The organism is Bacteroides caecigallinarum, assembly GCF_021530995.1.
Classification (GTDB): Bacteria; Bacteroidota; Bacteroidia; order Bacteroidales; family Bacteroidaceae; genus Phocaeicola; species Phocaeicola faecigallinarum.
Genome location: NZ_JADYTF010000078.1, coordinates 1 through 18,834 on the forward strand (window position 1 = coordinate 1; position 18,834 = coordinate 18,834).

The following is an 18,834-nucleotide window of genomic DNA, read 5'->3' on the forward strand; positions in this document are numbered from 1 at the left end:
ATTTAAAGTAGCCTTTAAGAATTCCTTTCTATTTGTACTGAGTGGAAGCAAAAGTGTATCCCCCTGAATATAATAAATATAATTCAGTGCGCTATCAATATCGGTTTTAAGAACTTGCATACATTGTCTTGAAAGATTTAAAACGTCCATAGTATCCCTATTGGAGAGGGTTTGAATAAATGATGCATTAACATTTTGGTATTTCATGCTTTGCTTATTATCATTACATGAAAATAAGGCTAGAATTAAAATTGTAATTATTGTAGTTATAGTAAAACTTCGGCTCATAGTTCATAAATTTTAAAAAAAAGGCGGGGTCGCTAATGCGATTCCCGCCCTAATTAATATTTAATACGATGGTACTATTTTATTAGTTACCCATTGTATCTTTCACATCAACATCTACGTAAGAACTAATAGTACCCCAATCGTAAGTAAATTCAACAGGAATACGTAATGTAAATCCTTGAACATTATTACCATTGTTTTCATACTTGATCTTACCCATTGCTTCTACTATAGCATTCCATGTCGCAACTGTACCATTTGATTCAGCATTATAACGAGTCAAGTTCAAAGATACAGGACTAACTGGATTACCATCAGTACCCTTAGTTACTTTATTACCGGCAGCATCCAACTGATTTATTTCAATCTTATTTGTAATAGATGTCAACTTATCAATACCAAGTTTTCCACCATTCAATGTAGTAGTAATATCAGCAAGCTTAACATGAACTGCTTTAATGTTATAGAATGCATACAGCCAAACATTGCTATAATCAGTTCCTTTCTTAAATTCTTCGTCTCTCCAGTCTACAAAATCAAATACCTCTGCTATGTTGATTGTAGAACCGTTAGCTTGAGCATCAATAAATGTACCTGATTTATTACCTTTCATAGAGATTGGACGTAAGAAGTATGCAGGATAATTAGAACCATCCAATGCCAATGCTATACCACATGAGCTATAAGCACAAACTCCAATCTGAGCAAACAATTTCGCATCTTTATGATGATAAGCATTAAGAAGTAATTTAGCAACATCATTGTTCAAATATTGGATTGTACCGTCACCCTGATTAATTGTAGCAATTTCAGTAATAGTTCCAGTTGCAACGTTCTTTGCGTATAAAGAAGTATTTTCATAAACACCAGATGCAGTAGATAATGCATACTTCAACTCATTATCTTTTGTTACTTCATACTGGTTGCCATTCATACCTGTTGCTTTTATTACCTTACTACCGTTTTGTCCAGCAAAGATTATATATTTATTTTTATTCAAATCAGTTACTTCGTAATCCTTTGTATCAGCGAAGTAATATTTATAACCACCATTAGTACCATTCTGGTTTGCCAAAATTGTATTTGTGTATGAATCAAATCCGGCTGTTGGATTAAATACAGGCTTATTGCCTTTCCATACTTGATTCAAATCAACTTTATAAACTAGTGTATTTTCACCATCTGCAGGATAATTTACATTCAAACGAGTATTTGTACTATTATTGTACCAATATTCATCAATCTTAGTTACAACAGCACCTTCTGGTTTAAGAGTAGTAACTTTCATTGGCAGATAAACAGGACGTTCGTTAGATGTTTGATCAGGATTAGTAGATTTACGTACATATCTTACATAAATCAACTTAGTATGATCTGTAAGTTCATAAATTCTCTGCTGATCTTCATCTAACAATTCCCAGTTAAGAACCGGAGTAGTTGTACCTTCAATATAGTCTTGAGTTTCAGTTACAGTTCCATAGATATCAGCCGCAGCAGTACATTCTACGAATTTGCCATTTACTTTCTTGAACTGCTTAACAGTTGTATTATCAGCTTTTACATCTACTTTATACAATGCCTGGAACTGTTCTCTTGACAAGCCTGTCTCTTCAATCAACTGGCTAGACATCTGAGCCCAAGTCAATTTTCCTAAGTAAGCATCACATCCGAACTTTATTTCAGGTAATATGAACTCATCAGTAACTAGATCTACTACTGTCTGAACGATTTCTAGTTTAACATAAGCGTGAAGTACAACCTTATTGTTAGAATCGAGTACACGAACTCTAACCAAAGGATGTCTACCTACTGAAGATATACCTGTACTTCCTGTTGTATTTCCACTAGCATCAACAATTCTTGGAGCAATAACACCGGTTTCAGCAAGTTCCTGATCAACATATTTACTGTCTTCAGTTACATTAGTACCTGCTTTATATTGAATTAAAGCAAAATCATATTTCAAACCATACTGTGCTTTTTCACCCAACTTCCATACTTTATGTTCACCATTATTGCTAGTTAAAGATTCATGCTTATAGTGAAGTTCAAGTAATGTCTTCAAGTCTACTTGAGAATTATAAGCCACTTTTATTGTAGGAACATTTCCCAATGCTTCCCCAACTGAAGGCCACAATTCATCATTAGTAGCTGCACAACCTTTTGCATCGATATCAAAGCCATTGTACTCAGTTGTATTATATGCTATAGCTTGAGGAGTAATAACAGAAGAATACAATGAAGCATAATCAGAAGTTACCACACGGTCTTCTCCATTTGAAGTTTTAACGTTGGCCTGAAGAGCAAATATAGAAGCTTTAGTCAAATCAGCTGTTTCACCATCAGTCGTGTGATTACCTTTTATCTTACTACCAATAGCAACAACTGGAACAGAAAGAATTCCATTTTCATATTTGATATCACCAGTACCGATCTTAGGAGCAGACTCAGAAGCACGTGTATTCACAACTTCAGCATCACCTGAAATCAAAGAAAGATTTTCTTTAGCTATAGTAGCTTTAGAAGGATTAACATGATAGTCTACATAAATTTCAGGATTAAATTCTTTTGTAACATCAAAAGTATAATTCCATTCTGAAACCGAAGTTATCACTTCGCACCATACACCTTCATCATCTTGATATTTCTTCTGTGTATTTGTTGCAGATTTCAACTGATCATACTGCATCCAAGCATACTCTGTAGCTTCAATACCATTAACATACAAAGATGGCTGATAAACCAAACTATTAAGTACTTTACCTACAACTTTTTCAATTTCATTCCACAAATTTGTGATATCAGTTTTAATATTAGCTAAATCTTCTTCTGTCAGATAAGTGGAAGCCAATTCTACTTTCAGAGCTTCAATTTTAGCATCAACATCTGTCAATTTTGCAAGTTGATTTATCTGAGCCTGAATATCAGCTTCAGCCTGATCAATTAATGCCTGGACTTCTTCTTGTGACAAGCCACCTGCATTTTCAGTCGCTTTCTGCAATGCTTCTTCAGCTTTCTGTTTTGCTTCTTCAGCTTCAGCTTTAGCTGTTTCTACATCAGATTTCATTGTAGAAATCTGTTCTTGTAGTTCTTCAAGAGAAGCCTTCTTGTCAATTTGTTCCTGCAAGTTCTTGATATCATCATCATAGTCCTTACAAGACGTAAATGTTCCTGCCGAAGTTACCAAAAGGGCTCCGAACAGAAGTGCACTTAAATACTTTTTTCTCATGATAAAAAAATTTTAATTTATAAATTAAAAGAATTAAATGGTTATAATTCAACTTATTATAAACAAAACATGCAGAAACAAGTATTATATATGCAAGGATGGAAACAAGGGACATACAAGGGACATAAACAGACAACGATACGGTATTGCAAACCCACAGAACATGCCTCGGAAGGCTCTGTAGCGAGGGTGGCGAGTGATGTAAGTTGTCGTGCCGACAATTTTTATAAAATAGTACGGATCTATATAAAAATAGAAGGATGTCTCAAAATAAATTGAAACATCCTTCTAAAAAATATTTTTCTTAATTATTTGTTATTTCTTTTTCATCAGTTTTATCAGATTGCCTGCACCACCGAATGGAAGATAGCTGCCTTCAAGACGTGTACCCTTAAGATGTGAAGCCATCAACACACGTCCTGTAGCATAAACATCTGTCAGAACAGCCTCGATAAAGCCGTTTGGGAATTTATAGTCGTGAGTGCCTTTGGCAGGATTGCTTACGTACTGAAGGTCTTTCAGACTGATTACCTCGAGTGTATAGTGGAATGTCAGAACGGCTCCAATCTCTGAAGCGGGAGTTATATATGCTATTTGAGTAGCTATAGTAAGTAAATCTTTTTTAATGTCGGACAATAATTCAAAGCCCATTCTTGCATCAAGAGGTTTCGAGGCATCGTCCATTATTTCCTTGTTTATAGAGAAGTTAGTCTCTGTTATTCGTTTGATATTAATTTTTATTGTACCCATATTATAGTTATTCAAATAATGGTTATTTGTATTTAATAATAGTTTGCCGCAAAAGTAAGTAAAAAGATTATAAATAACTAAATTTTCTTTCAGAAAATAATTTCCGGTGGCAGGTTGGGGAGATTATCGACCGCATTTTGCTTCTGATGGTCTATCACATGTATGTATTTTTCCGTGTGGCGAGTGCTGGAATGTCCTGCAAGTGAGGCTGCTGTCTTTATGCCGGCACCGTTGTCGATGAGCATGGTGATGAATGTGTGGCGGGCGCAGTGGAAGGATATATGCTTTTGTATACCGGCTTTCTGAGTCCATTCTTTTAATACTCTCAGGGCACGTGCGTGGGTGGGCAGATTAAAAATAAGTCCCTTTCGTTCGGATGCATTGGCTTCTATAATTCTCATGGCACTGTTATTGAGATTCAGGAACAGCACTGCGCTTCCGGAATGGGTGGAGACTTTCTGTTGGGTAATTCGTAGCAGATTTCGCGAGAAATCGATGTTCTCATATTTCAGTTGCTTGATGTCGCACCATCGCAGGCCGCTATGACATGAGAACAGGAAGGCGCGTTTTATCTGTGGGTTGCTGCATGGGGTCAGTGCCAGTCTGGTTATTTCGGAGGAAGTTAGTATTTCTTTGGTTAATGCGTATCCTTGTACAGGATGTATGTTTACTGCCGGATTTTTTTCAATGTATCCCTCGTCTATGCAGAGACTGAGCAGATTCTTGAATTTCTTGAAGTAAAGTGATGGGGTGTTGCCACGGAATTTACGGTACAGATAATCCAGGAAACCGCTGCAGAATCTTTTGTTTATTGATGAAAGGGGAAGAATGCTGGTTTGGGCATATTCAAGCAGATGGTTATACGAGGCTTTTAGGATTCTTATATCGGCTTTGTTATAGCTGTCGATATACTCAGAGAAGATTTCGAACAGATTTTTGTCTTCTTTCTGTTGCTCGTCCGGTTGTGAGTCTTGTGAGGATGGAGGACTGTAGGTGTAGTCCGGAATTTTTTTCAGCAGGAAATCAAGCTCTTTTTTTATTTGTAGCGAGCGGGCTATTGAGATTTTAATCTTGTTTAGTTCTTTGGTGACTTTGTCGTGACCTTTTTCCAGTATTATTCCCAAGGCTTCTTTTTTGCGGGTCCCATTGACACAAGTACTTAAATACAATGAATAACGACCGTCTGAAATCTGTCTTTTTACTAATTTTATTCCCATAATACTACTGTTTTAAAAGATTAAACATGAATATATACAAAAAAGAAGGTTACCCTTGTGGACAACCTTCTTTTTTGTATTAAAGTAAAATATGGGTATTTAATGTATTAAAGTGCCTGATTTATTGGGCTATACAGATACTTACACGGTTCTGTTCCATTGTACTGAAAGGTTGTTCTGTATCTCCTTTGTAATCTACTGTGATGCGTTCGGCTGAAATGCCTTCCGATTTAAGTCTGTCGGCTACAGATTCAGCACGTTTCTTTGAGAGTGACTTGTTGAATCTTGCATTTCCTGTCTGCTTGTCGGCATATCCGTAAACTGTGACTTTAGAAGAAGGATTCTCTTTCATATACTCTACCAAAGATGCTATCTTGCTGTTCTCGGATTCGCGGATATCAGATGATGATATTGCAAAGAAGATGTTCTGAGTCATTGGTTTTACTTCTTCCTTAACAGCTACAGGAGTTGGTGCAGGTTCTTCTTTCTTCTCTTCTACTGGTGCAGGAGCAGGTTGTACAGGAGCTGGTTGTACAGGAGCTGGCTGTTCATATACTACAGGCTCTGCTTTCTTGCAGCTCTTGCCGAACTTGAATGTGAATCCTCCAAGGAGGTTAAACTGCCAGTCGGCATTTCCTGCTTTCTTTGAATTATACTTATCGGACAAAACATTGGCGTTTGCCTCGATATTGAACAGTACTTTTTCTGACAGTCTGAAATTCAAGCCCAATCCGGCACGTCCGGCAACATTGAACTTGCTCTTATCCCATAAATATGCCAGTTTATAACCTTGATTGCTTAAAGCTACTGCCTCGTCATTGTTGAATGCGCCATTAAGACCGATACCGGCAAAGATGTAAGGATTTACTATACGACTGCACTTATATCCTCCGAAGAGATTGCCTAAATCGAGTGTAGCATCAATATTACCCTGAAGATAATTATATTTGTAGATTGTTAGAGGGTTTGCCCACGCGCCTTTGCTCTGCCATCCTGTGATTCCGGCACGGAGACCCCATAATGGAGTGAACTGATAACCACCATAGATTCCTGCTGCCGGAGAAATTAAATCCCCGAATGAAGCTTCACCTACAGTATGTGATGCACCTGCCTGAATCTGCATGTACCAGTGAGGCTGGAACTCCGATTTCTTTTCAACGTCTGTTGCACCTGACTGTGCAACCGCAAAACTACTTAATGAAAGTAATACTGCTGTAAATAAACTTCTTGTTTTCATAATTGCATATATTAAAATAAACTACAATATATAACAAAGCAATAGACCTCTTTGTTTACAAATATACTATAATTTTTTTTCTTATTAATATGTTGCTCGTTATTTTCTTTTGTACTTTTGTGTCTGTATTTAAAATAATTTATGGAAGATCAGTTTGATATAAGAGACTATAAGCCTACGGGAATGGAACGCGATTTCGAGAACGCTCTCCGTCCGCTGCAGTTCGAGGATTTCAGCGGACAGGACAAGGTGGTGGACAATCTGCGTATCTTTGTGAAGGCTGCAAGACTCAGAGCCGAGGCTCTGGACCATGTGCTGCTTCACGGGCCTCCGGGACTTGGAAAAACTACATTGAGTAATATCATAGCCAATGAGCTTGGGGTGGGGTTCAAGGTCACTTCGGGACCGGTGCTTGACAAACCGGGCGATCTGGCTGGGGTACTGACCAGTCTGGAACCTAACGATGTTCTTTTCATCGACGAAATTCACCGTCTGAGTCCGGTGGTTGAGGAGTTCCTGTATTCGGCAATGGAAGATTATCGTATAGATATAATGATAGACAAAGGACCGTCGGCACGAAGCATACAGCTTGATTTGAATCCTTTTACTCTGGTGGGGGCTACTACACGCAGCGGATTGCTTACCGCGCCGCTCAGAGCCAGATTCGGTATAAATCTTCACCTTGAGTATTACGACGAGACGGTGCTGTCGCGAATAGTGATGCGTTCGGCTGGAATATTGGGAGTGACTTGCGATGTTGAGGCTGCTGGTGAGATTGCTTCAAGAAGCCGTGGTACGCCGCGTATAGCTAATGCCTTGCTCCGAAGGGTACGTGATTTCGCTCAGGTGAAGGGCGACGGACATATCGACCTGAAGATAGCCAAATATGCTCTTGAAGCACTGAACATTGACCGTTATGGACTGGACGAGATAGATAACAAGATTCTTTGTACTATTATCGACAAGTTTAAGGGTGGTCCTGTAGGACTTACTACGATTGCCACTGCTTTGGGTGAAGATCCTGGTACGCTGGAGGAGGTGTATGAGCCTTTCCTCATAAAGGAAGGTTTCCTGAAACGTACTCCGCGAGGCCGTGAGGTGACAGAACTGGCATATAAGCATCTGGGCAGGAACATGTGGCATCAGGAGAAAACTCTTTTTGATTAATTCCTTTAGTTGCAAACCAACAACTAAAAACTAACAACCAACAACTAACAAACGTGTCACTAGTTAAAGATACAGCAATTTACGGACTGAGCAGCATAGTAGGACGTTTCCTCAACTATCTGCTCGTTCCGCTATATACAGCGGTCCTCTCGGCGGAGTCGGGAGGCTACGGAGTGGTGTCGAATGTATATGCTTATACGGCACTGATACTTGTGTTTCTTACTTTCGGTATGGAAACAGGTTTTTTCCGATTTGCAAACAAGTCGGAGGAGGACCCTGTTAAGGTGTTCTCGAATACATCTCTTTTCGTAGGAGGACTTTCGTTGCTTTTCGTCATTCTTGGTCTGATATTTTTAGAGCCTGTATCGCAATTCCTGGAATATCCCGACCATAAGGATTATGTAGGAATGATGATGGTGGTAGTGGCTCTGGATTCTTTTCTTTGCATTCCTTTCGCATGGCTCAGATATAAGAAAAAGCCTGTAAAGTTTGCTTCAATCAAGCTTTTCAACATTATCGGAAATATTGTTCTTAATCTGTTTTTCCTGCTTCTGTGTCCCTGGCTTAACGGGCATGCGCCTTCGCTGGTGTCCTGGTTCTACAATCCGGACTATCTGGTGGGTTACATATTCGTGTCGAATCTGATAATGTCGGCGGCACAGATGTTATTTTTCATACCTGAGTTGAGACAATTGTCCTTGAAACCGGACTTTGAACTTCAGAAACGTATGCTTAGCTATTCGTTTCCGATACTGATATTCGGTGTAGTGGGGATATTAAATCAGACTGTAGACAAGATGATATATCCTTTCCTTTATGACGACCGCCAGGAGGGACTTGTGCAGCTGGGTATTTATAGTGCTACAAGTAAGGTAGCGATGATTATGGCAATGTTTACCCAGGCTTTCAGATATGCCTACGAGCCTTTTGTGTTTGGCAATAGCAATAAGAAAGACAGTACATCATCATACGCAGGAGCCATGAAGTATTTCTTTATCTTCTCTCTGCTGGCATTTCTGGCTGTAATGTTCTATATGGATATTCTGAAATATATGGTGGCTTCGGACTATTGGGAAGGACTAAGCGTGGTTGCAATAGTGATGGGTGCGGAGATACTGAAAGGTATTTATTTCAACCTGTCGTTCTGGTATAAGCTGATTGACGAGACACGCTGGGGTGCATATTTCTCGCTTATAGGATGTGCGGTGATACTTATACTCAATATATGGCTGGTGCCACAGTACGGATATCTGGCTTCGGCATGGGCATCGGTGGCAGGTTACGGACTTATCACTGTTCTGTCTTATTTCATAGGGCAGAAGAAATATCCTGTGGCATACCCGATAAAGGATATGTTCGTCTATCTTGTTTTCGCTGCTGTGCTTTATGTGGCATCTGTTTATATCTATCCCGAAAATACAGTGCTGCGTATTGCTTTCCGTACATTATTGATTTCGCTGTTTGTTGCATATATCATAAAAAAAGACTTACCTTTGAGAAGTATCCCTGTTATTAACCGATTTATAAAGAAATAATTATGGAACTGAACAACAGAAAGAAGTACCTGATAAGAAAGTTTTACGATGACTATCTGGATTTGAACAAGAGTATGGAGGATGAGCAACTTACTGTTGAAAGCATCCGTAATGGTGTGGAATTCCGCGGTGCAAATCTGTGGATTCTTGTGTTTGCCACTTTCATTGCCTCATTGGGGCTGAATGTCAATTCTACGGCCGTAATCATTGGTGCCATGCTGATTTCTCCGCTTATGGGACCTATAATGGGTGTGGGGCTTGCTATCGGTATCAACGATTTCGAGCTGATGAAACGCTCCCTGAAGAGTTACTTCATCGCTACTGTGTTCAGTGTCACTACAGCTACTATATATTTTGCGTTTACTCCGCTCGATGAAGTACAGTCGGAGTTGCTGGCCCGCACTTCGCCTACTATATACGATGTGTTCATTGCTCTTGTGGGTGGATTGGCAGGTATAGTGGCTGTGGCTACAAAGGAGAAAGGTAACGTAATACCGGGTGTGGCTATCGCTACGGCATTGATGCCGCCACTCTGTACTGCCGGATTCGGACTTGCTACGGGTAATCTGCTTTATTTCCTGGGAGCTTTCTATCTGTATTTCATCAACTCTGTGTTTATAAGTCTTGCCACTTTCCTTGGGGTGCGTTTCATGAAATTCAAGCATAAGCAGTTTGTGGATAAGGCACGCGAGAAACTGGTACGTAAGTATATTATAGCTATAACTTTGGTGACAATGTGTCCTGCAATATATCTTACATACGGTATAGTGAAAGAAACATTCTATCACAGTGCTGCAAACAATTACATATCAGAGGAACTTCAGTTCCCGAATTCACAGATTCTCAGTAGGGAAATATCATATTCCAAACGAGAGATTAAGGTGGTTATGGTCGGTAGTGAAGTGTCTGAAAGTCAGATAGCAGCGGCCGAGCAGAAGCTTGAAAAATACAATCTGGGAAAAACCAAGCTCGTAGTGTTCCAGGGAGTGAACAATGGCGAGATGGACATCAGCAACATCAAGTCGATGGTGATGGAGGATTTCTATAAGAAGAGTGAGCAGAAACTTATAGCCCAGCAGCATGAAATAGACTCCCTGAAGACTCAACTGGATGTATATACCCGCAGCGGACAGGCTGACACCCGTCTGGCAGGTGAGATGAAGGCTTTGTTCGGTGAAGGTATCAAGTCGGTGGCATTGTCGCGAAGTATCCGTCTGGAACTTGACAGTCTCAAGCCTGACACTCTTACATTTGCTATATTGCAATGTGACAAGAATCCATCTGCTGCCGATAAGAAACGTATGGCAGACTGGCTCAAGACACGTACTAACGCGAAGAAGCTTGAGCTTATTGTGATGGAGAAGTAAAATGCTTTTGTTTTGTAATGGAAAATATTTTCAATCGGCAGGTTATAAATCTGCCGATTGAAGTATGGTTTTTATTGAAGCTTGATTTTTATAGTCTTGACTGGGCGAAGATAGTATTCGGTTTTATCGCCAGCCTGTCTTATTATAAGTGTGCCACTGCTTGATACATCTACCAGATTGAATGTATATTCCAGGTTTCTACATAGATACCTTTCTTTATTGAAGCAGTAGAATTGATTATGATTATTTTCGTATAATAGCCAGTTTAGATCTTCGAACGCTTCACTGGTGCCGGGGAATGCCTTGTGGAATGCTCTGGTTTCTTCTTCTGTGAATGTTCTCCAATTAGACAAGCCATCTTTTTCATACCATTCAAGAGTCGCTTGAGCATCTTTAGCCAATATGTCAGGCCATTGGTCCGGAGTTATTATCAGAGCCTCAATCTCTGTAGAACTGATTTCTTTTGTGGTCCATACATAGAATGATTTCCATATAGAGTTAGGCTCGGGGAGGTAGTCGGAATATACTGTAGGGACTTCTGTTTCGCCTGAATCAGGATTCTCTTCTGTGTCTCCTCCTTCGGTATTCTCTCCGGGCACAAGGTCAAAATCGACATCAATACCTGGCTGCCATCCTTCAATATCGAATCCTACATTCACAGTAAACCCACCATTATACTTTCCTTTAAAATTATATGGAACACCAGGTAACAGGCTGTTTTTATAAGTATAATTGAATGTTTCTGTGCCTGACTCACTGTTTACGGAAACTGATAGTAAAACATTGTTTGCCTCTGATGGAAAAACATATATCGGGCCGGCTTTCCATAATCCATCGCTGAAAATACATTCGACTTCTGCTTTTGATGTATTGTCAGTATATCTACCGCTGAATGTGTAGCTATTGCTCAGTGGTGATATGTTAAGTGTAACTCCTGTTGCATCAGTAGGTACATCGGAGAAAGAAAAACCCACAGCCGTTACACAATATTCTATAGGTATTGTGACGTCGGATGATTGTGACAGTTCTATGTCATGATGTCCTGCCATTAATGGGTGGGTTTTGCTATATGAGTTTTTCATTTCGATGATATCATCGTATACAGGTGATTCGGGGAAGGTATATTCCGAATTATCAAGGCCGCTGAATGCGCTTATGCTATAACTTCCTGCTTTCAGCTTGGTGGAGAAAGTTTTATCTTCTTTTGTAATATCCTGTCGGGATATATATTCTCCTTCTTCATTGAAGATATATAAGCTTATAGGAAAATATTTATCTTCATTTCCTGTTTCAGAATTTCTCACACTAATATTTACAGGCAAATCTTCGGTTAGATTGTCATTCTCAGTTTCTAGAGTTTGTTTACTGCATGCTGTAAGGATTATACACAAATAAAGTAATGAAAGTGTTGAAATGTTTTTCATATTCATTTGACATTTTTAATTGGTATTATTCATTATGAAATCTTTGTTTGTGTAAAGGTATGAAATTATAAGTAAAAATCAAAATTTTATGTAAATATGTTTAAGATGTAATTGGTTATATCATAAAAAACGAAATGCGCTATTCTTGGAAAAAACATTCCAGGATATAGCGCATTTCGCTTTTGTACTCTTTTTAACTATATAGATTTATTTCTTCTTTTTCTTCTTTCCCATTCCGGAATCATCAAATCCGGGATTCGAAGAATCATTGTCGTGGATGAAGAACTGTTTCCAGTCGTCCTTATGTTTTGGACCGCGTGCTGAAGTATATCCGCGCTCTTCACGGCTTGGCTTATCCTTCTTTGAAGCTTTCTTTTCTTTTGCAGGAGTTTCCTTTGCGGTTTTTTCTTTTGAAACTTTTTCTTTTGATGCCTTGGCATCGCGTTTCTTGCCGCTCTTATCACTCTTGCCGTTGTTCTCTCCGGCTATTTCAACTATAATTTTCTTGCCCTTTATAACAGCTTTGTTGAGAGCTTTAATAACGATATCAGCCTGCTGCTCTGCCACTTCGAAGAATGAGAAGTTCTGCATCAGGTCAATGCGTCCTATCTGTATGCGCTCTTTCTTTGTGTTGCGGTTGATCAGTTCGATAACCTGATTTGCATAGAAGCCGTCGGTCTTACCCATATTGAGGAATAGGCGTGCATATCCCTTTTCCGCTTTGCGGGCTGTCTTTTCCTTGTCGCTTCCTCGATCTTTGCGAGGCTTGTCCGACTTATCCTTTTCGCTAGCCTTAGGCTGTTCTATTTCAGGTGCATTGCGGTAGTATTCCAGGAAGCGGTTGAACTCCATTGATACCACGCGCTTGATAAGGTCTTCCTTGCTCAGCCATTCGAATTTGCGGTAGATGCCGGGGAGGAATGCTTCGATATCTTCCTCGTTCACCTTAACCTTTTCTATGTCGTCGATAACCTTGATGAGCTGCTGCTCGCAAATCTCCTTTCCGGCTGGGAGTGTTCCTATTGTGAACTTCTTGTTGATGATACGCTCTATCTCACGCATCTTTCCCTTCTCGCGCATATTGATTATGGCGATAGAGATACCTGTCTTTCCTGCACGGCCTGTACGTCCGCTTCGGTGTGTATAGCTCTCTGTGTCGTCAGGCAGAGCATAGTTGATAACGTGAGTAAGGTCGTTCACGTCAAGTCCGCGTGCTGCCACGTCGGTAGCGACAAGAAGCTGCAGATGACGCTGGCGGAATTTCTGCATCACGAGGTCGCGTTGTGCCTGGCTCAGTTCGCCGTGAAGAGAGTCGGCACTGTATCCGTCCTGTATCAGCTTGTCGGCTATCTCCTGAGTCTCGATACGTGTACGGCAGAAGATGATACCGTATATCTGAGGATAGTAGTCCACGATACGTTTCAGCGCGAGATACTTGTCCTTTGCGTGTACGATATATGCTATATGGTTTACGTTCTTGCTACCTTCGTTCTTTGTCCCTATGGTTATTTCTTTCGCGTTATGCAGGTAAGTCTTTGCAATGCGTGAGATCTCAGGACTCATTGTGGCTGAGAACATCAGAGTGTTGCGGTCTTCAGGTACTTTTTCGAGTATGGCATTGATACTCTCTGTGAATCCCATATTGAGCATCTCGTCAGCTTCGTCCATCACTACGTCTCTGATAGTCTCAAGGCGAGCCACCTTGCGCTCCATAAGGTCGATGAGTCGTCCCGGAGTAGCCACTATGATGTGTACACCTTTCTTCAGGCTTCTGATTTGGCTTTCTATGGATGAACCTCCATAGACAGGTAATATCTTAAGATCTGAAATATATTTTGAATAGTCAGTAAGGTCACCTGCTATCTGCAGGCACAGTTCGCGTGTAGGGCAGAGCACCAGTGCTTGCGGTACACATTCATCAAGATTTATTTTCTGTATCAGCGGCAGACCAAATGCGGCTGTTTTTCCGGTTCCGGTTTGTGCCAGAGCCACTACGTCATTTCCGTTTCCTAATAAATACGGTATAACTTCTTCCTGTACGGGCATAGGATACTCATATCCCATTTCTTCTATCGCCCTGCGTATTTCTTCGGAAACGCCTAATTCTTCGAATGTCTTCATTTGTTGTTTTTAAAATTATTCTATTTTTGATATTATCGTCTTGTCTTTCTCCAGCTGTTCTATCAATTCTTCCATTGAGGCAAACTTTATCTCCTCTCTAATTCTGCTGATAAACTCAATCCTTAAAGGATGATGATATATATCACCGCTGAAGTCGATTATATGTACTTCGATGCTTATGTTGCTGCCATTGTTCAGGGTAGGGCGGTTGCCGATGTTCAGCATCCCTTTGTAAGCAGTATTGCTCATGGGTACACGCACGGCATAAACTCCGTTCGCCGGTATTAGTTTTTCCGGACATGAAGGAATGATATTTGCAGTAGGGAAGCCGATTTTCCGTCCTATCTTGTGTCCGTCAGTCACTGTACCGTCAATATAGTAGTTATATCCCAGGAAGCGGTTTGCCGTAACCACATCACCACATTTAAGTAGCTTTCTTATGGCAGATGAACTGATGAAAGTATCTGTGATGTCACATTTCAGAGGTTCGGCTTTTATTACAGACATACCAAGTTCCTGTCCGTAGCGGCAATAATCCTCGAAAGTCTCTGTGCGGTTGTGTCCGAAACGGTGGTCATAGCCTATAACCAGTGCACGTACATTGTATCTGTTGTGCAGTAGCTCCATGAACTCGCGTGCCGTAAGTTGCGAAAATTCTTTAGTGAAAGGGAGGACTATGCAGTAATCGGAATCAAGAGAACTGATAAGTGAAGTTTTTTGTGCAGGACACGATAAGAGTTCCGGCATATAGTCTGCCTGCATAACCTGGCGTGGATGTATAGGAAAGGTGATAAGGGCACTTTTCAGACCTTTTTCATCGGCTATGTCGCGAACCTGTTTTACCAGATAGCGGTGTCCGGTGTGTACTCCGTCGAAGCATCCTATTGTTGCCGCGCATGGCTTTATGTCAGTTTTATCGTATTCTTCTATAAACTTCATTTTTATTATTTGAAAATCAGTGAGAGATCATCTCCCGGAATGTAATGTACGGTATTTATACCTACCGATTGTGCTGCGTCGCAGTTCAGTTTTGAGTCGTCTATAAACATGGTTTCTTCTGCCTTGAGTCCTGCTTCTGACAGTGCTTTCAGATAAATTGCAGTGTCCGGTTTGGCAAGGTGCATTTCATGCGAGAGGAATACTTTCTTGAAGAAATCATTAATACCCAATCCTTTGTAGCTGAATACTTTCGGTGCTACATTATCCCAATGAATTGCATTAGTGTTGCTAAGTATATACAGATTGTATTTATCCTTCAGTCTGTAAAGCAGTTCAAGTTTCTCTTCCGGAATACTGTCTATCATGGTGTTCCATATACGGTCTATTTCCTCATCTGATATATCTTTGCCTGCTCTACGGCGCAACTCATTGCGCGCATCGTCATCAGATATATTGCCAAGTTCGTATTCAAGGAAGAATCCTGTCTTGTGAGTGCCGGTTATTTCTTTATCCTCGAAACTGATTCCGGCAGCCTTGCATTCTGCTAGAAATCTGTCCAGGGTGACATCTATAAGAACGCCACCCCAGTCGAATATAATATTCTTGATTTTTGAATTCATATTTTAAAACCTTGTCAACTTGTTAACTGAAACCTTCTCAGCTATCCTTTAGAGCTCATTCTCTTGATACCTCTCCAGATTTCGCCAATCCAAAGTACAATAGAAGTTCCGCCTATAATATAAACCCAATCCATCAGCGGAAGAGCCTCAGTACGGAACACTTTGCCACCGAAGGTAACGATAATGAACTGACCTACAAGAATTATCAGTGCCACACTGAGCATACCAAGCGCATGACCTGCGTCCTTGAAGATAGAATGATTTGTTCCGAATACGCTGGCATTGAACAGATTCCAGAACTGAAGCATAACGAACACTGTGAAGAATATTGTCAGGTTATGGACATCCATACCAGTGACAGAATTGTTCATGTATGCCATAAGTCCCATCAGTACGATAAGGAAGCAGATACCTGTACCGAAGATATTCTTCTGCATAGCTTTGCTGATGATGAAATCTGTACGCTTACGAGGCTTTTCGTTCATTACGTCCATACTTGGAGAAATTGAAGCCAAAGCCATGGCAGCGAAAGTATCCATAATCAGGTTCACCCAAAGCATCTGTGTAACGGTGAGCGGAAGGGCAGAACCGAAGAATGCTCCGAGGAGGACACTCAGCAATGCTACTACGTTGATGGTAAGCTGGAACACGATGAAACGCTGTATGTTCTTGTAGAGCGAACGTCCCCACATCACGGCTGTTGCTATACTGTGGAACGAATCGTCGAGCAGAGTGATGTCGCTGGCCTCCTTAGCCACAGATGTACCAGTACCCATTGACAAACCAACTTGGGCATGGTTGAGGGCAGGAGCATCATTTGTACCGTCGCCTGTAACTGCCACTACCGCACCTTTCTGCTGTAGCAACTGTACCAGGCGCTGTTTGTCCATAGGACGCGCACGGCTCATCACCTTTATGTCAAGAACTCTTTCAAGAGCTTCTTCATCGCTTAATGCGGCAAAATCTGTACCAGTGATACGGTTGCGTTCAGTATCGTTTTCAGTCCACAAACCAATCTGACGTGCAATTTCGGTAGCTGTTCCTGGAGTATCACCGGTTACAATCTTCACACCGATACCTGCCGACTGGCATTTCTTTACTGCATCAGGCACGTCAGGACGTATTGGATCGCTTATTGCGAATATTCCTAGGAATGTCATGCCACCTTCAGCCACAAGCTCTGCACAGTCTTCCGATTTTCCTTCAGGGATGATTCTGTATGCAAGTCCCAGAGTACGCATAGCCTTGTTTTGGTATGCAAGAAGCTGTTCGTTGTATGCCTTGATTTTATCGTCGCTCAATGAACATTTCGACATTACAATTTCAGGAGCACCTTTTATATACAGAACACGTTTGTTCATTACAGGCGAATCAACGAGTGTGGCCATATATTTTCTCTCTGTAGAGAAAGTAAGCTGGTTTACTGTATGGGCATTTTCACGCAGTGAGATATAGTTGGCACCCTTTCCGTTGAGCCACAAGAGCAGGGCAACTTCTGTAGGATTACCCACACCCGACGGCTTTTCTCCTTCGGCCTTCTCTTCAAGGAAAGCGGTAGAGTTTACGGCAATGCTTTCTGCCACAAGTTCGGGATTTGATTCGTCCACCTGTGCTTCGTGCACCTGCATAAGGTTCTGAGTCAGAGTACCTGTCTTGTCTGTGCAAATCACAGTGATGGCACCCATAGTTTCGCATGCATGCATCTTGCGCACAAGGTTGTTGGTCTTCAGCATTCGGCGCATGTTCAGCGCAAGGCTCAGTGTCACACTCATAGGAAGTCCTTCAGGCACAGCCACAACAATCAGCGTCACAGCCATCATGAAGTATTTCAATACTATCTGAGCCACTTCAAGCCACTGTTCCCATGTCTCTACTGTATTGGCAGTGAAATAAGCATAAAGGTCTTTACCTGTGAAAATCACGAAAGTGAGTATGGCAATAGTGAAACCTACCTTACCAATCAGGTTGGCAAGTTTCTCCAGCTGTATGTTTAGTGGAGTCTTTTCGTCGCTCTGTTCTGTAGACTGGCGGGCTACTTTACCGATTTCTGTAGCGTCACCCACACGGTCTACCCTCATCGTTCCGTGTCCGTCGGTAACTGTAGTACCGCGCATTACGGCATTCGACGGATAAGTAGCTTCATCATCAAAATGTTCTGGGTCAGTAGTCTTGTTCACCATAAGCTCACCTGTAAGGTTCGCCTCATTCACCTGCAGTGAAACAGCTTCTATCAGTGTACCATCGGCAGGAATCTCATCACCAGTGTTCAGAATCACTATATCTCCGACTACGATTTCCTTTCTTGGAATCTCTTTTACCTTTCCGTTTCGTATAACAGTGACAGGGGTTTCCTCGCCAACGGCATTCAGAAGGTCGAACTTCTTGTTGGCATCATATTCAAAGTAGAATCCGATACCTGTAGCCAGAAAAATAGCGAAGAAGATACCTATAGTTTCGGCATATTCATTCTCGATAATTGATATGATAAGTGAAAAAACGGCAGCCACCAGAAGAACTCTGATGACAGGGTCCTGGAATTTCTCGAGATAAAGTTTCCAGATTGACGGACGCTTTGGAGGAGTAAGCAAGTTTTCCCCATATTTCTGACGGCTGGCAATAACCTCCTGGTCAGTAAGTCCGTTCAGATGATTTTCATTCATTTTCTGTGACATGTCTTTAATTTTTAATCGATTAATCGGTGCAAAAATACAATAATATCTCCGAAGTTATGGTGTCATGGGTTGTAAAACTTCTTAATAGGGTATATATAGTATGTCTTATTGATGCTTTTGTAGCAGAAAAAATGATTTTTTTGTAGATTCCAAAACGAAGTGCAACGTTTTGGTCTTTAAAAGTAGTAGATTCAAGGAGGAAAGTGTTAACTTTGCCTCGTGGATCAAAGAGGAGGCGAGCTCTGCTGAGGAGCAACTCGACCAAGCA

Annotated in this window: 14 protein-coding genes; 3 read left to right on the forward strand and 11 right to left on the reverse strand. The window is 41.0% G+C overall.

Annotation, left to right across the window (positions count from 1 at the left end):
* From I6E24_RS10865 to I6E24_RS10885, 5 genes are all read right to left on the reverse strand, one after another.
* The coding region (locus tag I6E24_RS10865) for a hypothetical protein (RefSeq protein ID WP_235328560.1) at positions 1–288 on the reverse strand (288 nt) is incomplete at its 3' end.
* Positions 289–370: 82 nt separating this feature from the next.
* Positions 371–3,517 carry a FlxA-like family protein gene (locus tag I6E24_RS10870; protein WP_235328561.1) on the reverse strand — a complete coding sequence of 1,049 codons (3,147 nt, stop codon included), beginning with the start codon at positions 3,515–3,517 and terminating at the stop codon, positions 371–373.
* A 315-nt stretch (positions 3,518–3,832) separates the two neighbouring features.
* Complete coding sequence (locus I6E24_RS10875) at positions 3,833–4,267, reverse strand: hypothetical protein (RefSeq protein WP_235328562.1); 435 nt, start codon at positions 4,265–4,267, stop codon at positions 3,833–3,835.
* Between the two features lie 89 nt (positions 4,268–4,356).
* Entirely contained in the window at positions 4,357–5,484 is a 1,128-nt protein-coding gene (locus I6E24_RS10880) for a site-specific integrase (protein ID WP_235328563.1), read from the reverse strand.
* Between the two features lie 121 nt (positions 5,485–5,605).
* On the reverse strand, positions 5,606–6,721 hold the full coding sequence (locus tag I6E24_RS10885; protein WP_235328565.1) for an OmpA family protein: 1,116 nt from the start codon (positions 6,719–6,721) through the stop codon (positions 5,606–5,608).
* Positions 6,722–6,862: 141 nt separating this feature from the next.
* Between I6E24_RS10885 and ruvB the strand changes: the two genes are divergently transcribed.
* From ruvB to I6E24_RS10900, 3 genes are read left to right on the forward strand one after another with little or no spacing between them, the layout of a single operon-like run.
* Positions 6,863–7,888: a Holliday junction branch migration DNA helicase RuvB gene (ruvB, locus tag I6E24_RS10890; protein WP_235328567.1), complete on the forward strand. Its 1,026-nt coding sequence runs from the start codon at positions 6,863–6,865 to the stop codon at positions 7,886–7,888.
* Positions 7,889–7,941: 53 nt separating this feature from the next.
* Entirely contained in the window at positions 7,942–9,423 is a 1,482-nt protein-coding gene (locus tag I6E24_RS10895; protein ID WP_235328569.1) for an oligosaccharide flippase family protein, read from the forward strand.
* Between the two features lie 2 nt (positions 9,424–9,425).
* A complete protein-coding gene (locus I6E24_RS10900) occupies positions 9,426–10,790 on the forward strand; it encodes a TIGR00341 family protein (protein ID WP_235328571.1) in 1,365 nt (454 codons plus the stop codon).
* A 71-nt stretch (positions 10,791–10,861) separates the two neighbouring features.
* Here I6E24_RS10900 and I6E24_RS10905 read toward each other — a convergent pair whose 3' ends face one another.
* From I6E24_RS10905 to I6E24_RS10930, 6 genes are all read right to left on the reverse strand, one after another.
* Positions 10,862–12,214, reverse strand: a complete 1,353-nt coding sequence (locus tag I6E24_RS10905; RefSeq protein ID WP_235328572.1) for a FimB/Mfa2 family fimbrial subunit — start codon at positions 12,212–12,214, stop codon at positions 10,862–10,864.
* A gap of 207 nt (positions 12,215–12,421) precedes the next feature.
* On the reverse strand, positions 12,422–14,335 hold the full coding sequence (locus I6E24_RS10910) for a DEAD/DEAH box helicase (protein ID WP_235328573.1): 1,914 nt from the start codon (positions 14,333–14,335) through the stop codon (positions 12,422–12,424).
* A 15-nt stretch (positions 14,336–14,350) separates the two neighbouring features.
* Positions 14,351–15,274, reverse strand: coding sequence for a bifunctional riboflavin kinase/FAD synthetase (locus tag I6E24_RS10915; protein ID WP_235328574.1), 924 nt, complete (start codon positions 15,272–15,274; stop codon positions 14,351–14,353).
* Positions 15,275–15,279: 5 nt separating this feature from the next.
* Positions 15,280–15,894 (reverse strand): HAD family hydrolase, encoded by a 615-nt coding sequence (locus I6E24_RS10920; RefSeq protein ID WP_235328575.1) that lies wholly within the window; start codon positions 15,892–15,894, stop codon positions 15,280–15,282.
* A gap of 41 nt (positions 15,895–15,935) precedes the next feature.
* Complete coding sequence (locus I6E24_RS10925) at positions 15,936–18,566, reverse strand: calcium-translocating P-type ATPase, PMCA-type (RefSeq protein WP_235328576.1); 2,631 nt, start codon at positions 18,564–18,566, stop codon at positions 15,936–15,938.
* Between the two features lie 19 nt (positions 18,567–18,585).
* Positions 18,586–18,834 (reverse strand): hypothetical protein (locus tag I6E24_RS10930; protein WP_235328577.1); only part of this gene is annotated, 249 nt, incomplete at its 5' end.

What these genes read in the sequence shown, in the direction of transcription:
- I6E24_RS10870 (WP_235328561.1), bottom strand. Translation starts at nt 3,517, where the DNA reads ATGAGAAAAAAGTATTTAAGTGCACTTCTGTTCGGAGCCCTTTTGGTA.
- I6E24_RS10875 (WP_235328562.1), bottom strand. Translation starts at nt 4,267, where the DNA reads ATGGGTACAATAAAAATTAATATCAAACGAATAACAGAGACTAACTTC.
- I6E24_RS10880 (WP_235328563.1), bottom strand. Translation starts at nt 5,484, where the DNA reads ATGGGAATAAAATTAGTAAAAAGACAGATTTCAGACGGTCGTTATTCA.
- I6E24_RS10885 (WP_235328565.1), bottom strand. Translation starts at nt 6,721, where the DNA reads ATGAAAACAAGAAGTTTATTTACAGCAGTATTACTTTCATTAAGTAGT.
- ruvB (WP_235328567.1), top strand. Translation starts at nt 6,863, where the DNA reads ATGGAAGATCAGTTTGATATAAGAGACTATAAGCCTACGGGAATGGAA.
- I6E24_RS10900 (WP_235328571.1), top strand. Translation starts at nt 9,426, where the DNA reads ATGGAACTGAACAACAGAAAGAAGTACCTGATAAGAAAGTTTTACGAT.
- I6E24_RS10905 (WP_235328572.1), bottom strand. Translation starts at nt 12,214, where the DNA reads ATGAAAAACATTTCAACACTTTCATTACTTTATTTGTGTATAATCCTT.
- I6E24_RS10910 (WP_235328573.1), bottom strand. Translation starts at nt 14,335, where the DNA reads ATGAAGACATTCGAAGAATTAGGCGTTTCCGAAGAAATACGCAGGGCG.
- I6E24_RS10915 (WP_235328574.1), bottom strand. Translation starts at nt 15,274, where the DNA reads ATGAAGTTTATAGAAGAATACGATAAAACTGACATAAAGCCATGCGCG.
- I6E24_RS10920 (WP_235328575.1), bottom strand. Translation starts at nt 15,894, where the DNA reads ATGAATTCAAAAATCAAGAATATTATATTCGACTGGGGTGGCGTTCTT.
- I6E24_RS10925 (WP_235328576.1), bottom strand. Translation starts at nt 18,566, where the DNA reads ATGTCACAGAAAATGAATGAAAATCATCTGAACGGACTTACTGACCAG.